The organism is Aeromonas sp. S15(2024) (assembly GCF_041402265.1).
GTDB classification, from domain to species: domain Bacteria; phylum Pseudomonadota; class Gammaproteobacteria; order Enterobacterales; family Aeromonadaceae; genus Aeromonas; species Aeromonas dhakensis.
In genome coordinates this window covers 82,109-100,136 of record NZ_JBGLQY010000014.1, presented here as the reverse complement: position 1 = coordinate 100,136, position 18,028 = coordinate 82,109, and the positions used below count along the sequence as shown (strand labels likewise).

General features: G+C 62.9%; 18 protein-coding genes. 11 read left to right on the top strand and 7 right to left on the bottom strand.

Annotation, left to right across the window (positions count from 1 at the left end; translation table 11 throughout):
• Positions 1–37: 37 nt before the first annotated feature.
• Together ACB033_RS20680 and ftnA are read right to left on the bottom strand one after the other, a co-directional pair.
• Positions 38–1,222, bottom strand: a complete 1,185-nt coding sequence (locus tag ACB033_RS20680) for an NAD(P)/FAD-dependent oxidoreductase (protein WP_162519892.1) — start codon at positions 1,220–1,222, stop codon at positions 38–40.
• A 163-nt stretch (positions 1,223–1,385) separates the two neighbouring features.
• The gene (gene ftnA / locus ACB033_RS20675; protein ID WP_005307011.1) at positions 1,386–1,910 is read right to left on the bottom strand and encodes a non-heme ferritin; all 525 of its coding nucleotides are present in this window, start codon (positions 1,908–1,910) and stop codon (positions 1,386–1,388) included.
• A 209-nt stretch (positions 1,911–2,119) separates the two neighbouring features.
• On the opposite strand from ftnA, the gene ACB033_RS20670 reads away from it, so the two are divergent.
• A complete protein-coding gene (locus ACB033_RS20670) occupies positions 2,120–3,910 on the top strand; it encodes a GGDEF domain-containing protein (protein ID WP_139725585.1) in 1,791 nt (596 codons plus the stop codon).
• Between the two features lie 18 nt (positions 3,911–3,928).
• Here ACB033_RS20670 and fabV read toward each other — a convergent pair whose 3' ends face one another.
• Positions 3,929–5,116, bottom strand: a complete 1,188-nt coding sequence (gene fabV, locus ACB033_RS20665) for an enoyl-ACP reductase FabV (RefSeq protein WP_139725586.1) — start codon at positions 5,114–5,116, stop codon at positions 3,929–3,931.
• 436 nt (positions 5,117–5,552) lie between these two features.
• Here fabV and ACB033_RS20660 point away from each other — a divergent pair, with 436 nt between their 5' ends.
• Positions 5,553–5,987, top strand: coding sequence for a universal stress protein (locus ACB033_RS20660; RefSeq protein WP_010635648.1), 435 nt, complete (start codon positions 5,553–5,555; stop codon positions 5,985–5,987).
• A gap of 191 nt (positions 5,988–6,178) precedes the next feature.
• Positions 6,179–7,192: a tryptophan--tRNA ligase gene (gene trpS / locus ACB033_RS20655; protein ID WP_139725587.1), complete on the top strand. Its 1,014-nt coding sequence runs from the start codon at positions 6,179–6,181 to the stop codon at positions 7,190–7,192.
• Here the strand turns inward: trpS and ACB033_RS20650 are convergent.
• Positions 7,171–8,145 carry a LysR family transcriptional regulator gene (locus tag ACB033_RS20650; protein WP_095591711.1) on the bottom strand — a complete coding sequence of 325 codons (975 nt, stop codon included), beginning with the start codon at positions 8,143–8,145 and terminating at the stop codon, positions 7,171–7,173. The genes trpS and ACB033_RS20650 overlap by 22 nt on opposite strands.
• 91 nt (positions 8,146–8,236) lie before the next feature.
• On the opposite strand from ACB033_RS20650, the gene ACB033_RS20645 reads away from it, so the two are divergent.
• Together ACB033_RS20645 and ACB033_RS20640 are read left to right on the top strand one after the other, a co-directional pair.
• On the top strand, positions 8,237–9,136 hold the full coding sequence (locus ACB033_RS20645) for a DMT family transporter (protein ID WP_010635645.1): 900 nt from the start codon (positions 8,237–8,239) through the stop codon (positions 9,134–9,136).
• Positions 9,121–9,282, top strand: a complete 162-nt coding sequence (locus ACB033_RS20640; protein WP_005307030.1) for a hypothetical protein — start codon at positions 9,121–9,123, stop codon at positions 9,280–9,282. Before ACB033_RS20645 ends, ACB033_RS20640 begins: the two co-directional genes overlap by 16 nt.
• Positions 9,283–9,417: 135 nt before the next feature.
• Here the strand turns inward: ACB033_RS20640 and ACB033_RS20635 are convergent, their stop codons facing one another.
• Positions 9,418–9,876: a DUF6314 family protein gene (locus ACB033_RS20635; protein WP_139725588.1), complete on the bottom strand. Its 459-nt coding sequence runs from the start codon at positions 9,874–9,876 to the stop codon at positions 9,418–9,420.
• Between the two features lie 43 nt (positions 9,877–9,919).
• On the opposite strand from ACB033_RS20635, the gene ACB033_RS20630 reads away from it, so the two are divergent.
• Positions 9,920–10,774: a DMT family transporter gene (locus ACB033_RS20630; RefSeq protein WP_025202468.1), complete on the top strand. Its 855-nt coding sequence runs from the start codon at positions 9,920–9,922 to the stop codon at positions 10,772–10,774.
• Positions 10,775–10,781: 7 nt separating this feature from the next.
• On the opposite strand, the gene ACB033_RS20625 is transcribed toward ACB033_RS20630, so the two are convergent.
• Both ACB033_RS20625 and ACB033_RS20620 read right to left on the bottom strand, forming a co-directional pair.
• Positions 10,782–11,645, bottom strand: coding sequence for a sensor domain-containing diguanylate cyclase (locus tag ACB033_RS20625; protein ID WP_010635641.1), 864 nt, complete (start codon positions 11,643–11,645; stop codon positions 10,782–10,784).
• Positions 11,646–11,715: 70 nt separating this feature from the next.
• Positions 11,716–12,429, bottom strand: a complete 714-nt coding sequence (locus ACB033_RS20620) for a 3-deoxy-D-manno-octulosonic acid kinase (RefSeq protein WP_026141425.1) — start codon at positions 12,427–12,429, stop codon at positions 11,716–11,718.
• 155 nt (positions 12,430–12,584) lie between these two features.
• Here ACB033_RS20620 and ACB033_RS20615 point away from each other — a divergent pair, with 155 nt between their 5' ends.
• The 5 genes from ACB033_RS20615 (at position 12,585) to trmH (ending at position 18,028) form a co-directional block, all read left to right on the top strand.
• On the top strand, positions 12,585–13,640 hold the full coding sequence (locus ACB033_RS20615; protein ID WP_139725589.1) for a glycosyltransferase family 9 protein: 1,056 nt from the start codon (positions 12,585–12,587) through the stop codon (positions 13,638–13,640).
• Between the two features lie 304 nt (positions 13,641–13,944).
• Entirely contained in the window at positions 13,945–14,571 is a 627-nt protein-coding gene (gene gmk / locus ACB033_RS20610) for a guanylate kinase (protein WP_010635638.1), read from the top strand.
• Positions 14,572–14,650: 79 nt separating this feature from the next.
• Positions 14,651–14,926, top strand: coding sequence for a DNA-directed RNA polymerase subunit omega (gene rpoZ / locus ACB033_RS20605; RefSeq protein ID WP_005307060.1), 276 nt, complete (start codon positions 14,651–14,653; stop codon positions 14,924–14,926).
• Between the two features lie 137 nt (positions 14,927–15,063).
• Positions 15,064–17,181, top strand: coding sequence for a bifunctional GTP diphosphokinase/guanosine-3',5'-bis pyrophosphate 3'-pyrophosphohydrolase (gene spoT / locus ACB033_RS20600; RefSeq protein ID WP_005307064.1), 2,118 nt, complete (start codon positions 15,064–15,066; stop codon positions 17,179–17,181).
• A gap of 118 nt (positions 17,182–17,299) precedes the next feature.
• Positions 17,300–18,028, top strand: a complete 729-nt coding sequence (gene trmH, locus ACB033_RS20595) for a tRNA (guanosine(18)-2'-O)-methyltransferase TrmH (protein ID WP_117405690.1) — start codon at positions 17,300–17,302, stop codon at positions 18,026–18,028.

Genomic DNA, 18,028 nt, shown 5'->3' with positions numbered 1-18,028 from the left:
AGCGGCCGCGTCTGAAGTGGATGAGAACAAGGGGTGGTCAGCAGTACTTCCCGGCGACCCAACCGGAGGACCAGGCCCACTGGAAGTTGTAGCCACCGAGCCAGCCGGTCACGTCCACCACTTCGCCGATGAAGTAGAGGCCGGCCACCTTGCGCGCCTCCATGGTCTTGGAGGAGAGTTCGTTGGTATCCACTCCCCCCAGGGTCACTTCGGCGGTGCGATAACCCTCGGTGCCGTTCGGCAGGATCTGCCAATCCCCCAGCAGGGTGGCTACCGCCTCCAGCTCCCGCTCGTTGTACTGGCGCATCGGCTTGCTGACCAGCTGGCCCAGCTCCACCAGCTTGTCGACGAAGCGCTTGGGCAGCTCGCGCCCCAGCACGGTTTTCAGCTCCTGTGCCGGATGGGCCTGGGCCCACTCCCTGAGGGTAGCGGCGATGTCGAGCTCCGGCAGCAGGTTGATGTGGATCTTCTCCCCCGCCAGCCAGAAGGAGGAGACCTGCAGGATGGCGGGGCCGGAGAGACCGCGATGGGTGAACAGCATGGCCTCCTTGAAGCAGGTGCCATCCTCGGCGGTCACCGCCACCGGCAGGCTGACCCCGGCCAGATCGGCGAAGGCCTCTTTATCTGCCTGATGCAGGGTGAAGGGCACCAGCCCGGCACGGGTCGGCAGCACCTTGAGGCCGAACTGCTCCGCCAGCTTGAAGCCGTAGGGGGTGGCACCGAGCTTCGGCATGGAGAGGCCGCCGGTGGCCACCACCAGCGAGTGGCAGGTTATCTCTCCCTGACTGGTGGTCAGCACGAAGCCCTCTTCGCCCTTGCTGACGGTGAGGATCTCGGTCTGGAACTGCAGGGCCACGCCCGCCCAGTCGCACTCGGTCAGCAGGATGTCGACGATCTCCTTGGCGCTCTCGTCACAAAAGAGCTGGCCCAGGGTCTTCTCGTGATAGTTCAGGCCGTGCCGGTCTACCAGATCGATGAAATCCTGCTGGGTGTAGCGCGCCAGCGCCGACTTGCAGAAGTGGGGGTTGGCCGAGAGAAAGGCGTGGGGGCCGGCCTGATGGTTAGTGAAGTTGCAGCGGCCGCCGCCGCTGATGAGGATCTTGCGGCCCGGCTTCTTGGCATTGTCGAGCACCAGCACGGAGCGGCCCCGATAACCGGCCTGGGCCGCACACATCAAGCCGGCCGCCCCGGCGCCGATCACCACCACATCAAACTGCTTCATCATCACTCACCCATCAAAAGAAAAACGGCCCCTGTTCAAACGAGAGACCGTCATTGTACCCGGCAGACACCAGCCCAGCGGTTGCAGGACATTTGCAACAGAAAACGGCCCCTGTTAAGAGGGGCCGTCATTGTACTGGCTGAACACTAAGTGTCCACGACTATCAGGCGTTGCCATCCATGATGCTGGCCGGGGCGCCCTTGGCCAGCTCGGCCAGCTCCTTGTCGATGAAGTAGAGGCCCTTGCCGTCCTCGCCCACCAGGCTCAGACGATCGACGATGCTCTTGAACAGCTTCTCCTCTTCGTGCTGCTCGGCCACGTACCACTGCAGGAAGTTGAAGGTGGAGTAGTCCTGAGTGGTGAACGCCACGTGAGCCAGGCCGTTGATGCACTTGGTGATGTGGTATTCATGCTCGAGGGTGGTGCGGAAGATGTCGCCCAGCGACTTGAACTCGTGGGGAGGGGCATCGATGGCACCCAGCAGCGGCATGGCACCGGTCTCGCTCACGTAGGTGAACAGGCGCTCCATGTGCTGGCGCTCCTCGACCGCATGCTGGCGCAGGAAGGTGGCGGCCCCCTCGAAGCCCTTGTCCTCGCACCAGGCGCTCATCTGCAGGTAGAGGTTGGAGGAATAGAATTCAAGATTAATCTGCTCGTTCAACTTCTCGATCATGGCTTTGGCCAACATGATGATTCTCCACTGTGATTTGGTCACGATTGTCGCCACAGTTGCAGCCCGACGCAACCAGATAGCGCGGCCGAAGATCCCAGTTGTGACAGCTTTTCGCCTCATCCTATCCCCCATACGGTTATAGAGAAGCAAAGAAACATGGTGTAAGCGGATTCAGCCATTATGATGGCGCCAGTGGTCGGGGAAAGGATTCAATGAGATTCATAATGGCACTGGCGCTGCTCTGGATGACCCAGTTGCAGGCAGCTCCCTCCTTGCTGAAAGAGGCTGAATTGCAGGCGGCGCGCGATCCCGTCGGCTATCTGCAGCGCCTCGACGCCAGTCCCCAGCAGGATATGGAACTGTTCTACGCCAGGTCCCTGGCCCAGGCCGCGCTGGGGCGCTATCCACAGGCCCTGCTCGACAACGCCCGGGCCCGCGGGCTGGCCAGCGCCCAGCAGGAGACCCTGCGCCTGCTCGACTTCCGCTTGCAGCAGATCGCCCTCACCCTGGATACCGAGGCGCCGGATCAGGCGCTCACCCTGCTGGAGCAGCTCAGACCCGCCGTTGCCGGCCATCCGCAACAGACCTCGGAGTGGCACGCCCTGAACGGGCTCGCCCTCTACCGCACCCAGCAACTGAGCCCGGCCATCGCCGAACTCAAGACCGCCTTTCGCCTCAAACAATCGGTACCGGACTCCCCCATCGCCAGCTTGCAGTGTGCCCGCCTGCTGATGACCCTCGGCAACCTCTATGCCGATCTGAACCTAGCGCGGGAAGCCGAAGGCTACTATCTGGAGGCGCTGCAACGCATGGTGCAGCTGGGCGAGCCCAACAACCAGATCATCATCCGCGCCAACATGGCGCGGCTCTACATAGACACGGATCGCCCCGCCCAGGCCAGGCGGCTGCTGGACAATCTGCTCAGCAACCCGGATCTGGCGCCGGATTACCGTGCCATCATCCTCGGCTATCAGGCCATGGCGCTCAACGCCCAGCACGACTGGGTCGGCGCCCTGCGCACCCTGGACGAGGCACAGGCGTTGTATCGGCAGCTGGGCTACCCGGAAGCCGGCATGCGCCTGCAGGAGACCCGGGCCCGGGCGCTGCAGGGCAGCGGCGAGAAACAGCTGGCGCTGCAGGTGCTGACCAGCCAGGGGAGTGCGGGGGCCGCCAGCAAGGCGCTGCAGGCCAGTCTGCTGGCGGACCAGGGGCGCTACCCGGAGGCCTACCAGGCGCTCAGCGAATACGTGAGCGACTACAAGCAGCACTTCAACCAGACCCTGAGCCAGCATGCCGCCGCCTTCCAGGCCGAGATGGATCTGGCCCGCAGCGAGGCCAGCAACCGGGTGCTGCAGCAGGAGAACGAGAACAAGCGCCAGCAGCTGCTGCATCAACAGAGTGCCCGCCACTACCAGCTGATGCTGGTCGGCCTGCTGGCCGGTGCCCTGCTGCTGCTCGGACTCACCACCCATCGGCTGCACCGCAGCTCACGCCACCTCTACAAGCTGGCCACCTTCGATCAGCTGACCGAGCTGCCCAATCGCCGTGCCCTGCTGGAGCGGCTGGCCAGCCGCTGGCAGCAGGAGGGACCGCTCACCCTGATCATCATCGACATCGATCACTTCAAGCAGATCAACGACCGTCATGGCCATCAGGCAGGGGACAGGGCTATTCAGCGGCTGGCGCGGGAGCTGAGATCCTGGGCACCCGACCTGCAGCTGGTCGGGCGCTGGGGTGGCGAGGAGTTTCTGGTAGCGGTGCCGCTGCCGGCGGCGGATTGCTGGTATCTGGCAGAGCAACTGCGCCAGCGCATCGGCCAGATCGAACAGCCGCGCATGACCATCAGCATCGGGGTGGCCGGCCGCTCGGCCGCCGATGACGGGCTGGGCCAGCTCATCCACCGGGCCGACATGGCCATGTATCAGGCCAAGCGCCAGGGCCGCAATCAGACCATACTGGCCGCGGAGCCTGGCAACCCCGAAGAACCGGAGGCACTGGCCAGCAGCGTGGCCTGAGCCACAGCCTCCCCTGACTCAGGGCTGCAACTCGGTGAAGGAGGCGACATCCACCGGCTCGCCATAGTCCACCCCCGCCAGCTCGAAGCCGTTGAGCTGCATGAAGTCCTGCCGCAGCCCGGCAAAATCCCCCAGCGCGTGGAAGTTGTCCGGCGTCACCTTGGACCAGAGCGCCGAGACGGCGGCCTGCACGGCCGGGTCGAGCTCGTGGTCATCCATCCGGATCAGTCGGTTGCCGTCAGCCACCACCCCTTGCGGGCCGTATATCTTGCTGGCGAACAGCCGCTGCATCTGCTCGATGCAGCCTTCGTGCACCCCGCGCTCCTTCATCACCCCCATCAACAAGCCCAGATAGACAGGCAACACCGGAATAAAGGCGCTCGCCTTGGTCACCAGCGCCTTGCAAACCGACACCCAGGCGTGGCCGCCAATCTCCGCCAGCTGCAGGTTGATGGTCTCGGCGGTGGCGTGCAGGTGCTCCTTGGCGTAACCGATGGTGCCGTCCCGATAGAGGGGGTAGGTCGATTCGGGGCCGATATAGGAGTAGGCCACCGTCTGGGCGCCGGGCGCCAGGCAATCTGCCTGCAGCAGTGCCTGCAGCCAGAGCTGCCAATCCTCGCCCCCCATCACGCTGACGGTGTCGCGGATCTCCTCCGGGGTGGCCGGATCCAGCGACTGCTGCACCAGGGTGTCCTGTTCCAGATCCAGCCCCCAGCCGCTGAATGGCTGGCCGGTGGTCTTGAGCACGGAGCGCACCTGAGTACCGTCCGGCAGTACCCGGATGCCGCTCGCCAGCGAGTAGATCACCAGATCCACCTGCCCGAGCTGCTGGCGGATGACGTCGATGGCCTGCTGACGCATCTGGTCTGAGAAAGCGTCGCCGATCAGGTTGATGGCCACGCGGCCAGCCTGTTCCGCCTCCGTGCGAAACCAGATGTTGTTGTACCAGCCGGCGCTGCCCAGCCCCTTGTCGGAGGGGCCGCGTTCGAACGACACGCCAATGGTGTCGGCCCCGGCCCCGAAGGCCAGGGCGATGCGCGACGCCAGCCCGAAGCCGGACGAGGCCCCCAGCACCAGCACCCGTTTCGGCCCGTTGAACGGGCCCGCCGCCCGGATCCGCGCGATCTGCTGCAGCACGGCGGCGCGGCAGCCGATGGGGTGACAGTTGCGGGCGACGCAGCCCTGGATTTGCGGATGAATGATCATCAAGGAGTCTCCGGGAAAGGAACACGACAGCAGGAACGACCGTGGGACGCAGCGGCGCGCCACGGTTTGCCAAGGGAACTGGCTACAGCATAACCAAGCGGGGCGGGATTACCTTGATGTCGGGCGGAATATCGGCGGGAAGAGGGCAGAAAAACAAAAGGGAGCGCGAGGCTCCCCAAAGCGGTATTCAGATGCTTTTTGTTGTTTTGTGTTCATTGCGAAACACGGGCACATCCTATGCCTGTCACCGGCTACGGGCAAGCCGGCGGGTGTGACCTGCTTCAAACTCCTGTTCGATTTATCGCCAGTTTATTGCCCATCATCGACAGCAAGCTCCATAGGACACTCTTTTAAATCCCAAAACTGTGCCGGGGACACCATTTTAGTTTCAGCAGACATTGGTATAGTGGACTCAGGATCAGTGAGGAGAACTCCCATGAATGGAACCTATTACAAACACATACTGGCCGCGATCGACCTCTCGGAAGACAACCGCAAGGTGATCGAGAAGGCGGTCGACCGGGCCCGCTCCAACGGCGCCAAGCTGTCGGTGATCCATGTCGATGTGGACCTCAAGGATCTCTACACCGAGATGATCGATATCGACATCGACAACGTGCAGGACCAGGTGATCGCCGAGGCGAAAGAGAAGCTGGAAGCCTTCCTGGCCTCGGTGGACTACCCCATCGAGAAGAAGCTGGTGATCTGCGGCGATTTGAGCGAGCGGGTCAACCAGGCGGTCAGGGATTATCAGATCGACCTGCTGGTGTGCGGCCACCGCCAGAGCTTCTGGAGCCTGCTCACTTCGAGTGCGCGCCAGCTGATGAATACCGTGCCCTGCGATCTGCTGGTCGTCCCCTTGCAGAAATAACCGAACAGGCGTAGTTTGATTTGCCATGAATATGACCTCGTTCAATCACAACTACTGGTGGTGCTGCTCTTAAACAGGCGGCACTGCTTTTCTATGTAAAATTTCCCAAAGAAAACACCGTGACCGCCGAGAGGCGGTCATTGTTTTCATCCCTTTGTCGCCTCCCGGCTCACCCAACTGGAGAGAGTGACATGCACAACCCCGTTATCCTGACCGGCGACCGCCCCACCGGCAAACTGCACATCGGCCACTACGTCGGCTCGCTGCGCCAGCGCGTGGCCGCCCAGCACAATTACCGTCAGTTCGTGATGATCGCCGATCTGCAGGCGCTGACCGACAACGGCCACAACCCGGCCAAGGTGACCGACCATGTGCTGGAGGTGATGGCCGACTACCTGGCCGCCGGCCTCGACCCGGCCAAGACCACCTTCTGCCTGCAGAGCGCCCTGCCCGCCCTCGCCGAGTTGACGACCTATTACCTCAACCTGGTCAGCGTCGCCCGGCTGGAGCGCAACCCCACCGTCAAGGCGGAGATCCAGCAGAAAGGGTTCGAGCGCAGCCTGCCGGCCGGCTTCCTGATCTATCCGGTCAGCCAGGCCGCCGACATCACCGCCTTTCGCGCCACCCATGTGCCGGTGGGCGAGGATCAGCTGCCCATGTTGGAGCAGACCAACGAGATAGTGCGCCGCTTCAACTCTCTGGTTGGCAAGGAGGTGCTGACCGAGTGCCAGCCCATTCTGAGCGACACCGGCCGCCTGCCCGGCATCGACGGCAAGGCCAAGATGTCCAAGTCCCTCGGCAACACCATAGAGCTCGGCATGTCGAGCGACGAGATCAAGCAGGCGGTGTTCGCCATGTATACAGACCCCAACCACCTCAAGGTGAGCGATCCGGGTCAGGTGGAGGGCAATACGGTGTTCGCCTATCTGGATGCCTTCCACCCCGACAAGGCACTGGTGGCCGAGATGAAGGCCCATTATCAGGGCGGCGGGCTGGGGGACATGCGCTGCAAGCAGGTGCTCAACGACTGCCTGCAGACCCTGCTCGCCCCGATGCGGGAACGGCGCGAGGCGGCCATCGCCGACAAGCGCCAGCTGCTGCGCCTGTTGCAGCAGGGCACCGAGCAGGCGCGCGCCCTGACCGACGAGGTGCTGGCCGAGGTGAAGGGAGCGATGGGGCTCGACTACTTCGCCGGATTGAACTGATCCGCCCCGCGCTGCGCCGGGCTGCCGAGCGCATCCGCGCCGTAGCGCTCGAACGCCAGCCGGTGCAACAGCCCCTTGAACCAGCCGATCGCCTCGTCATGGGCGGTGAGCGGGTGGCCCGCCATCAGATAGACGATGGGGATGGCGGGGTCCAGCTGGTGCAGCCGCAGCGGATAGTAGCGGCAGAAGTGGCGCCCGATCATCTCGGGCACCACCACCAAATAGCGGCCGGTGGCCATCAGCGGCGGCACCGCCATAAAGCTCGGCAGGCGGACACCCAATTCCCGCTCCACCCCGAAGCGGGCCAGCCAGAGATCCACCATGGCCTGGCTGTGACCCCAGCTGGAAGTGTGGATATGGGGCCGGCTGACCAGATCGTCCGGCCCCAGCACGTCCGGCAGCTCGCTGCCAAGGGGCGACAGACAGACCAGCGGGTTGTTGAACCAGGGTTCGCGCCACAGCCGGGGCGAGAGGTGGTTGGCATCGGCGAAACCGATCACCAGATCCAGCTCCCCCTTCTCCAGCTCCCGCTCGTAGTCGCTATTGGCCAGCTCGCACACCTCCAGCCGGCAGTGAGGGGCATGCCGGTGCAACCGCTCCACCAGTGCCGGCACCAGGCCATGCTCCACCGAGCCCGGGGTGGCGATACGAAAGATCCGCCGCGCACTGGCGGGGTCGAACCCCTTGGCCTGCCGCAACCCCTGCTCCAACATGGCCAGCGCCTGGCGCACCGGACCGGCCAGCGCCTTGGCGCGCTCGGTCGGCATCATCTCGCGACGGCTCATCACGAACAGAGGGTCGTCCAGCGCCGTTCGCAGCCGCCCCAGCGCATGACTGACGGTGGATTGGGAGAGGTGCAGCCGCTCGGCGGCACGGGTGACGTTGCGCTCCTGCATCAGCATGTCGAACACGGTGAGCAGGTTGAGGTCTAGGCGGGAAAGGGGCAGTTCCATCGATATTGACCATGGTTGGATGACGACAATTCATTTTTGGCATAGTAGCAGATTGCATAGAATGCGCAGGCGAATTACATCGGAGATTAAAATGCGTAGCTATCTGTTGTTGCTGGCGATTGGCCTGTTGTGGGGCTCCCAGTTCATTTTCATGCATCAGGCCGTGACCGAATTGCCCCCCATCATGGTGGCAGCGGGTCGCGCCTTGTGTGGCAGCCTGACCCTGGGTCTGCTCTGCCTGTTCATGCGTCTCAAGAGCGAGCACACCCCGTGGCGTACCTACATGTTGATCGCCCTGCTCGATGCCACCCTGCCCTTCATCATGGTGGCCTGGGGTCAACAGTATGTGGATAGCGCCATCGCCGCCGTGGTAATGGGTTGTATCCCGTTTGTCACCATCCTGATGGCACCCTTGTTGGTTTCCGGTGAAAAAATCACCAAGGGCGGTCTCGTCTCCGTGATCATCGGCTTCGTCGGCGTACTGGTGCTGTTCTGGCCGAAACTGGCCAGCGGGATGAATGCCGGCCTGCTCGGCGCCATGGCCATCCTGTTCGGTGCCAGCTGCTTCGCCATCGGCCTGCTGATGATCAAGCGCTTCGCCAAGGACCACCCGGTGGTCGTGGCACGCAACATCCTGATCTCCTCGGCCATCCAGCTGCTGCTGGCCGCACCGTTCGTCACCGATCTGAGCGCGCTCACCCTGCCGAGCCAGCAGGCCATCGGCGCCGTCGCGGTGCTCGGGGTGTTCTGTACCGGTCTGGTCTACTTCCTCTACATGGCGCTGATCCAGAAGGCGGGCCCGACCTTCGCCTCCTTCAGCAACTACCTGGTGCCGCTGTTCGGCGTCATGCTGGGTGCCCTGTTCCTCGGCGAGCAGATCCAGTCCACCACCGGCGTGGCACTGGCCCTGATCCTGGGCTCGGTCGCCCTCAACCAGTGGGCCCAGCAGCGCCGCGTCCAGCGGGAGGCTGCCCTATGTCAGGCATCCTGACCACGCTCTGCGGCGGCCTGGTGGTGATCGCCGGCTGGCAGTATCGCCAGCGGCTGGTGGGTCTGCTCGGGCTGTTGATGGTGCTGCTGCCCTGGTTCTTCGACAGCAAGCTGCAAGCCATGCTGAGCTATGCGTTGAGCGCCTGACCTCTGTTTCTGAATGTGTGACGAGAGTGTATCTCTCCTGTTTTTGGGACCGTTTTAAAAAAACCTCCGATTTGTCCCCTCTACCGGCGCTCTGCGCCGGTTTTTTTATGCCCGCCTGGCAACCTTGCCGTCCCATCACGCCAGATAGCGATAACTCAGCCGCTCGTTCTTGCGCGGGCCTGTGATCTGCCAGCCGAGCAGAAAACCGCCCTCGGTCGGCGTCAGCTCGGCGCTGTAGTGATCCTGGCCACACAGATGGGGTTCGGCGGTGAGCCAGCGACCATCCGTCTGAGGCAGCAGCTCGAACAGCACCACCGGCTGTTCATAGCGCAGATGGGAGAGCCGGATCCCCTGCTCGCCGCGCTGCCACCAGAAACGATTGTGCATGGTCAGCACCCGGCCATGGGGCGTGGTATAGCGACCCGTCTCGACAAACAACCAGCCGCCCTGGTGATCGGTCACCACCACCTCCCCCTCGCCGCTGCCACTCCAGTCGGTGGCGGAGCCTGCCCCGTTGCTCGCGCTAAAGGCAAATGCTCCGATCTGTGGCAACTGGCGCCATAAACGCTGGATCAAGGCTTCCTTCTCGGCCATCATAGCCCCCTTCAAAATTGACAACTGACGACAAATCAACCACATGAACTACTTGATAGGGGTTACCCTGCTCTGGTCATTCTCCTTCAGCCTGATCGGGGTCTATCTCGCCGGCCAGGTGGATGCCTACTTTTCGGTGCTGACCCGCATCGTGCTCGCCAGCCTGGTGTTTCTGCCTTTTCTCAGACGACGCTGGTTGCGGCCCGACCTGGTGGCCAAGCTGATGGCCCTCGGCGCCACCCAGCTCGGCATCATGTATCTGTTCTATTACCACTCTTTCCTGCTGCTGACGGTGCCGGAAGTTCTGGTGTTCACCATCTTCACCCCCATCTACGTCACCCTGATCCACGATCTGCTGGAGCGGCGCTTCAAGCCGGTCTATCTGTGGGGAGCACTGCTGGCGGTGCTGGGGGCGGCCGTCATCCGCTTCGACGGGCTGACCGAAAGCTACGTGCTGGGCTTCCTGGTGGTGCAGGGTGCCAACGTCTGCTTCGCCCTGGGTCAGGTGGGCTACAAGGTACTGCTGGCGCGGGAGGAACAGCAACCGCCGCAACTGGCGGTGTTCGGCTGCTTCTATCTGGGCGCCCTGGCTGTGGCCCTGCCCGCCTGGTGGCTGCTCGGCACGCCGCAATACCCCACCAGCGCCCTGCAGTGGGGCATATTGCTGTGGCTGGGGATCGGTGCCTCGGGCCTTGGTTACTTCCTGTGGAACAAGGGGGCGACCCAGGTCAGCAGCGGGGTGCTGGCGATCATGAACAACGCCCTGATCCCGGCGGGTCTTCTGGTCAACCTAGTGCTGTGGGGCAAGGATACCGACCTGCTCAGGCTCAGCCTGGGCGGCCTGCTGATGCTGGCCTCCCTCTGGGTGTGCCAGCGTCATGGGGTAAGTGAACGCTGACTAAAAATCAGCCAACGACTGTGTTGTGCTCCCGTCTGGCCTGACCGTGACAGGTGGCCAGTCGGGCCAGCAGGTGATCGATCTGCTCGCCGGCCTGACTCTGCACCAGCCCGATGCTGACGGTCACCGGCCGTTGCGGCAACAGGCTGGCATCGGCGATCTCCATCCGCAGTCGCTCGGCAATCTCGAGGCCGCTCAGTCGGTCGGTCTGGGAGAGCATCAGGATGAAGCCGTCTTCGTCCCAGCGGGCGAAGGGATCTTCCCGCCGCAGTTCGTGGCGCACGATGCGGGCCAGCTTGGCCAGCATGGCGTCGCAGGCCGCCTCGCCAAACAGCTGCTGGATCTTGGCTCTGTGATCGACGGTGAATTGCAGCAGGCTGAAACTGCCGCTGGCGCTGGCCAGCCGCTCATCGAGCAGCTGTTCGAAGCGGCTGCGGCTCTCCAGCCCGGTGAGGGGATCGGTACCGTGCCGCTCCTCCACCTGCACTGCCTGCGGTTCGAGCAGACGCACCACCCCCAGCACCTGGCCGTGGACATCGCGCCTGGCCCGCTCTTCCAGCCGAACATAGTGGCCATCGTGATGCAGGATCCGGTATTCGAGCCGGATCTGGGCCACCCGCCCGCTCTGGCAGGCCAGTTGCGCCTCCTGCAGGCTCCCCAGATCGTCGGGGTGCACCCGCTCCAGCCAGCCGAGATCATCCAGACCGGCTTCGTTCAATCCCAGTAGCCGCAGACAGGAGAGATCTCGCTGCACGCCCTGCTGCGGACTCCAGCTCCAGAGCCCTGCCTCCAGCAAGGCGATGGCATCCGCCATCAGCGCCAGATCAAACCGGGTAATTGCCTCCCTGAGGGGAGCCTTGAGCATGTCCATCGAGCGCCTCGACACCGAATCTGAAGACCTTCTCAATAAGTAACATTGGCTCTCGCGCCGAGCAACAGGGTCAGCTCGCTTTTCCTTGATAGCCGTTCATCAGGGCCTGCCAGTTCTCCGGTACGAAGTGAAAACTGGTATGCAGCTGGGACTCCTTGTTGAAGGAGCGCAGCAAGCGTTCCAGGTTGGCCTGCTGCCAGTTGCCGGGCGAGCGGATGGCCCCCTTGTCGAAGTCGATCACCCACACCTTGCCCTCCTTGTCGAGCAACAGGTTGTGGCTGTTGAGATCGGCGTGATAGACCCCGGCGTCGTGCAACTGGCGCACCGTCTGGCCCACCTTGTGCCACACCTCGCCGGCGATCGGCCCCTGCTTGAGCAGGGCGACCAGATCCTTGGCGCCGCGGATGCGCTCGATCAGGATGTCGGCCCGGTAGAAGGGGCCCTGTTTGGCCATGCGGGCGGCAAACGGGCGCGGCACCGGCAACCCCTGGGCGCTCAACTTGGCCAGCAGGCTGTATTCGGCCATGGCCCGGCTAGACTCCACTCCCTCGAACCAGAAGCGATCCCGCACCACCTTGCCCACCATGCCGCCGCGATAGTAGTGACGCAGCACCAGGTGGCGGGATTCATCCTTCACGAACCAGGTCACACCGCGGCCGATGGAGGTACCCACCACCTGCCGGTTGTTCTGCCACCAGGCCGGATCAAACAGCTCGGGAGAAGGGTCGCGAAACGCCCCTTCGGCATACCAGCAGATCTGGTTGTGTTCGGTCTGAATTTGCATCTTGGTCATTCCGGTCGGTCATCGCTACGGGTTGGCGCTCAGGGCCAGGGCAACAGGGGCCCGGTGGGGCCGGCTGCCAGTCGTGCGCAATTTTACAATCCACAGGGGAGTTTGCATAATGCCATCCATCCATTTTGCCATCGTTGCGCCACATCATGCCGCTGTTCCAAACGCCGCCCTCCTCCATCTGCATCCTGCGGCTCTCCGCCATCGGCGACTGCTGCCACGCGCTGGCGCTGGTGCGCGTCATCCAGCGGGCCTGGCCCCAGACCCGCATCACCTGGATCACCGGCAAGATTGAGGCGACCCTGTTTGCCGATCTGCCCGGGGTCGAGGTCATCCCCTTCGACAAGAGCAAGGGCTGGCGCGGCTATCGCGAGCTCTGGCAGGCCCTCAAGGGGCGCAGGTTCGATGCCCTGTTGCACCTGCAGGCGGCCATGCGGGCCAGCATCGCCACCCTCGGCATCAAGGCCAAGGTCAAGCTCGGGTTTGATCGGGAACGGGCCAGCGACGGCCAGTGGTTGTTCACCAATCACAAGGTGCCATCCCCCGCCTCGCCTCACGTGCTGGACGGTTTCCTCGCCTTCGCCAAAGAGCTTGGCATCCAGGATCTGACCCCTGACTGGCAACTGCCCATCAGCGCCGAGCACCAGGCCTGGGCGAAGGAGAAGATCGGCGGCAAGCCGACCCTGCTCATCTGTGCCGCCGCCAGCAAGGCCTTCAAGAACTGGACTGCCGCCGGCTATGCCGCACTGGCGGATCACGCCGCCAGCAAGGGGTTTCAGGTCTATCTGTGTGGCGGGCCGGCCAAGCTGGAACAGGATCTGGCCGCCAATATTCAGCGCTTAAGCCACAGCAAGCCGGTGGATCTGGTGGGGCAGACCAACCTCAAGCAACTGCTGGCGCTGATCAAGGAGGCCAGCCTGGTGCTGGCTCCCGATACCGGCCCGGCTCACATGGCCACCCTGGTGGGTACGCCGGTGCTCGGCCTCTATGCCCATCACAACCCGGATCGTACCGGCCCCTATCTGTGCCGCGACTACGCGGTCAGCGTCTATCAGGAGCTGATTGAGCAGGAGACCGGCAAGCCGCTGGCCGAGCTTGGCTGGCGCACCCGCCTCAAGGATCCGGACGCCATGGGCAAAATCACCAGCGAACGGGTCATCGCCGCCTTCGACCGCCTCTGCATCGAGCGTCAACTGCCGCGCTGATGATGCGCGTAACTCGGAAATCCCGAAGCCAGCGGCAGGGATAATCTGCTGGCCCGCCCCCGCAACGGCAGGCAGAATGAGGGCTGATGTGGGTTACGCTCCCGCAGCAAGCTACGAATACTTTGATCGGCTGGAATATGATTCCGGCCGTTTTTTTATCCGCCGCCTTCTGTTAAAATTCGCCGCCTTTACATCCCTCTTCTTCAAGAATTTTCCGCGTTTCGGATTTGGCTGTCTCCCTTTCGGGCACAAGACGGCGGCCTCTGCTACAACCAAAACACGGGTTTAGATTAAAGGTACAGACATGGCGCAACAAGGCACTCTCTATATCATCTCCTCCCCGAGCGGAGCGGGTAAATCCAGCCTGCTCAATGCCTTGCTGACCAAGCACAACAGCGCAGGCAAGATGCAGCTGTCGGTCTCCCACACCACCCGCGCCACCCGTCCCGGTGAAGAGCACGGGGTACACTACCACTTCGTCAAGGTGGAAGAATTCAAGGCGCTGATCGAGCGTGGCGACTTTCTGGAGTGGGCAGAGGTGTTCGGCAACTACTACGGCACCTCCCGCGCCGCCATCGAAGCCTGCCTGGCGCAGGGCATCGACGTCTTCCTCGACATCGACTGGCAGGGTGCCCGCCAGATCCGCGAGCAGATGCCGACCAAGTCCATCTTCATCCTGCCCCCCAGCCGCGAAGAGCTGGAGCGCCGCCTGATCGGCCGCGGCCAGGACAGTGCCGAGGTGATCAAGGGCCGGATGGATAAAGCCATTGCCGAAATGGTGCACTACGACGAGTATGACTATGTCATCATCAACGAAGACTTTGAGCAGGCGCTGTTCCAGCTCAGGGCCATCATCGAGTGCCAACGGCTGGAATTGCGCCAGCAGCAGCAGGCCCAACAAAACTTGCTGCAACAGCTACTGGCAGAATAGGCCAAAAACAAGTAAACTTTTGCGTCATTTTTAAACACCGCTTTTTTAAACCGAGAAAGCCCAAACACTGGAGTCCTGCATGGCACGCGTTACTGTAGAAGATGCTGTAAAACAGGTAGGTAACCGTTTTGACCTGGTGCTGGTCGCCGCACGCCGCGCCCGTCAAATCGCGGTTCAAGGCAAAGATCCCCTGGTTGACGAAGAGAACGACAAGCCGACCGTGATCGCCCTGCGTGAGATCGAACTGGGTCTGGTGAACAACCAGGTGATGGACACCCAGGACCGTTATGAGCAGCAAGAGCAGGAAGCCGCCGAGCTGGCTGCCGTTGCTGCCATCGCCGAAGGCCGCGGTTAAGTCAGCTGTTTCCTATAGTCGGCGCCCGCCCGGGTGCCGACTGTTCTCTCCCATTTACAACCGCTCGAAAACCTCGCAAACTCAGGACTATACCCTCTATATCCACGGATTGCCGTTTCACCGCTGCGGGGACTGTCTTGTATTTATTTGAAAATCTTAAAGAAATAGCCAGTTCCTACCTGCCACCCGAGCAGGTGGAGAAGCTCAGGCAAGCCTATGTGGTGGCCCGTGATGCTCACCAGGGACAGATGCGTTCCAGCGGCGAGCCCTACATCACCCACCCGGTTGCCGTTGCCCGCATTCTCGGTGACATGCGCCTCGATCACGAGACCCTGATGGCCGCCGTGCTGCACGACGTCATCGAAGATACCCCTGTCACCAAGGCCGACCTGGCCGAACTGTTTGGCGATGCCGTCGCCGAGCTGGTATCAGGCGTCTCCAAGCTCGACAAGCTGAAGTTTCGCGATCGCAAGGAGGCCCAGGCCGAGAACTTCCGCAAGATGGTGATGGCCATGACCCAGGATATCCGGGTCATCCTGATCAAGCTGGCCGACCGCACCCACAACATGCGCACCCTGGGCTCCCTGCGACCGGACAAGCGCCGCCGCATCGCCCGGGAAACCCTCGAGATCTTCGCCCCCATCGCCAACCGCCTCGGTATTCACACCATGAAGAACGAGCTGGAAGAGCTGGGCTTCGAGGCGCTCTACCCCATGCGCTCGCGGGTGTTGCGCGAATCGGTACGGCGCGCCCGCGGCAATCGCCGCGAGATCATCGACTCCATCCAGAGCGAGATTGAAGGCCGGCTGCGTGAGGCTGGCATCGAATCCCAGGTCAGCGGCCGCGAGAAGAACCTGTTCTCCATCTACAACAAGATGGAGAAAAAAGAGCTGCAATTTCATGAGGTAATGGATATCTACGCCTTTCGTGTGAGGGTGAAGGACATAGATACCTGTTACCGGGTGCTGGGCCAGATGCACAGCCTCTACAAGCCCCGCCCCGGCCGCTTCAAGGATTACATCGCCATCCCCAAGACCAACGGCTACCAGTCGCTGCACACCTCGCTGGTGGGGCCGCACGGGGTGCCGGTGGAGGTGCAGATCCGCACCGAATTCATGGATCAGATGGCCGACAAGGGCGTCGCCGCCCACTGGGCCTACAAACAGGATGGCGACAGCTCGGGTACTACCGCCCAGATCCGCGCCCAGCGCTGGATGCAGAGCCTGCTCGAGCTGCAGCAGAGCGCCGGCAGCTCCTTTGAATTCATCGAGGGGGTCAAGACCGACCTCTTCCCCGACGAGATCTACGTGTTCACGCCGGAAGGGCGCATCATGGAGCTGCCCGCTGGGGCCACTCCGGTGGATTTCGCCTACACGGTACACACCGACATCGGCCACGCCTGCGTCGGCTCGCGGGTCGACCGCCACCCCTATCCGCTGAGCAGCCCGCTGCACTCCGGCCAGACGGTGGAGATCATCACGGCACCGGGGGCCCGCCCGAACGCGGCCTGGCTCAACTTCGTGGTGACCACCAAGGCCCGCTCCAAGATCCGCCAGTTCCTCAAGAACCTGCGCACCGAGGAGTCGGTGGTGCTGGGTCGCCGCCTGCTCAACCATGCGCTCGGCGCCAAGAACATCGAAGACATCCCCGAGCCGCGCATCAAGCAGGTGCTGGCCGACACCAAGCACGAGAACCTGCAGGGCCTGCTGGCCGACGTGGGTCTTGGCAACGCCATGAGCGTGATGGTGGCGCGCCGCATGCTGGGGGATGAACTGCCGCCGGAAGAGCAGCCCAAGTCCAGCAGCAAGAAGATGCCGATCAAGGGTGCCGACGGCATGCTGGTCACCTTTGCCAACTGCTGCCGCCCCATCCCAGGGGACGCCATCATCGCCCACATCAGCCCGGGCAAGGGGCTGGTGATCCACCAGGAAGCCTGCCGCAACATCAAGGGCTACAGCAAGGAGCCGGACAAGTACCTGCCGGTGCAGTGGGAAGTGGACAAGGAGCAGGAACAGGAGTTCCGTACCGGCATCAGCATCGAGATCGTCAACCACCAGGGCGCCCTGGCGGAGCTGGCCAACGTGATTGCCGCCACCGGCGCCAACATTCACGCCATCAGCACCGAAGAGAAAGATGGCCGGGTCTATCTGGTCACCCTGCTCATCACCACCAAGAGCCGGATCCACCTCGCCAACATCATGCGCAAGATCCGGGTGATGCCGAACGTGCTCAAGGTGAGCCGGCAGAAAAACTGAACACAGGCGGCGCAAGCCGCCTGCTGCTTTTCAAGAGACATGCTGGCCCGGCGCCAGCCCGATTTGACCCTGTGCATGCAAGCGATGCGCGCACCTGCCTCACCCGATAGAAACTGACATGACACCTGAACGCTTCAAACGAATTTCCGACATGCTGGCCCAGCGCCAGCTCGATCTGACCGTCTGCATGGAAGAGGTCCACAAGCCGCACAACCTGGCCGCCATCGTGCGCACCGCCGATGCCATCGGCATCCACCGGGTACACGCGATCTGGCCCAAGAGCTGGATCCACAAGCGCAAGGGTACCGCCCGCGGCAGCCAGAACTGGGTGGACGTGAAGCTGCACCCGGACATCGGCAGCGCGGTGGCCGAGCTCAAGGCCTCCGGCATGCAGATCCTGGCGACCCACCTCTCCGACAGCTCGGTGGATTTTCGCGCCATCGACTACACCAAACCCACCGCCATCCTGGTGGGCCAGGAGAAGCACGGTATCGGCGAAGAGGCGCTGGCCCTGGCCGATCACCATATCGTCATCCCCATGGTGGGCATGGTGCAGTCCCTCAACGTCTCGGTGGCCGCCGCCGCCATCCTCTACGAGGCCCAGCGCCAACGCGAGCTGGCCGGCTGTTATCAACGCGGCTGCCCCTTAAGTCTGGAAGAGCAGAACAGCATTCTGTTCGAGGGGGGCTATCCCATCTATGCCCAGCTCTGCAAGGAGAAGGAGATGCCCTATCCCCAGCTCGGCCCGGCCGGCGAGATCCTGGCTGACGAGCAGTGGTGGCAGCAGATGCAGCTGACCCGCAAAGGCTGGGCAGCACAGCAAGATGAGCAATTACAGGAGCAATAA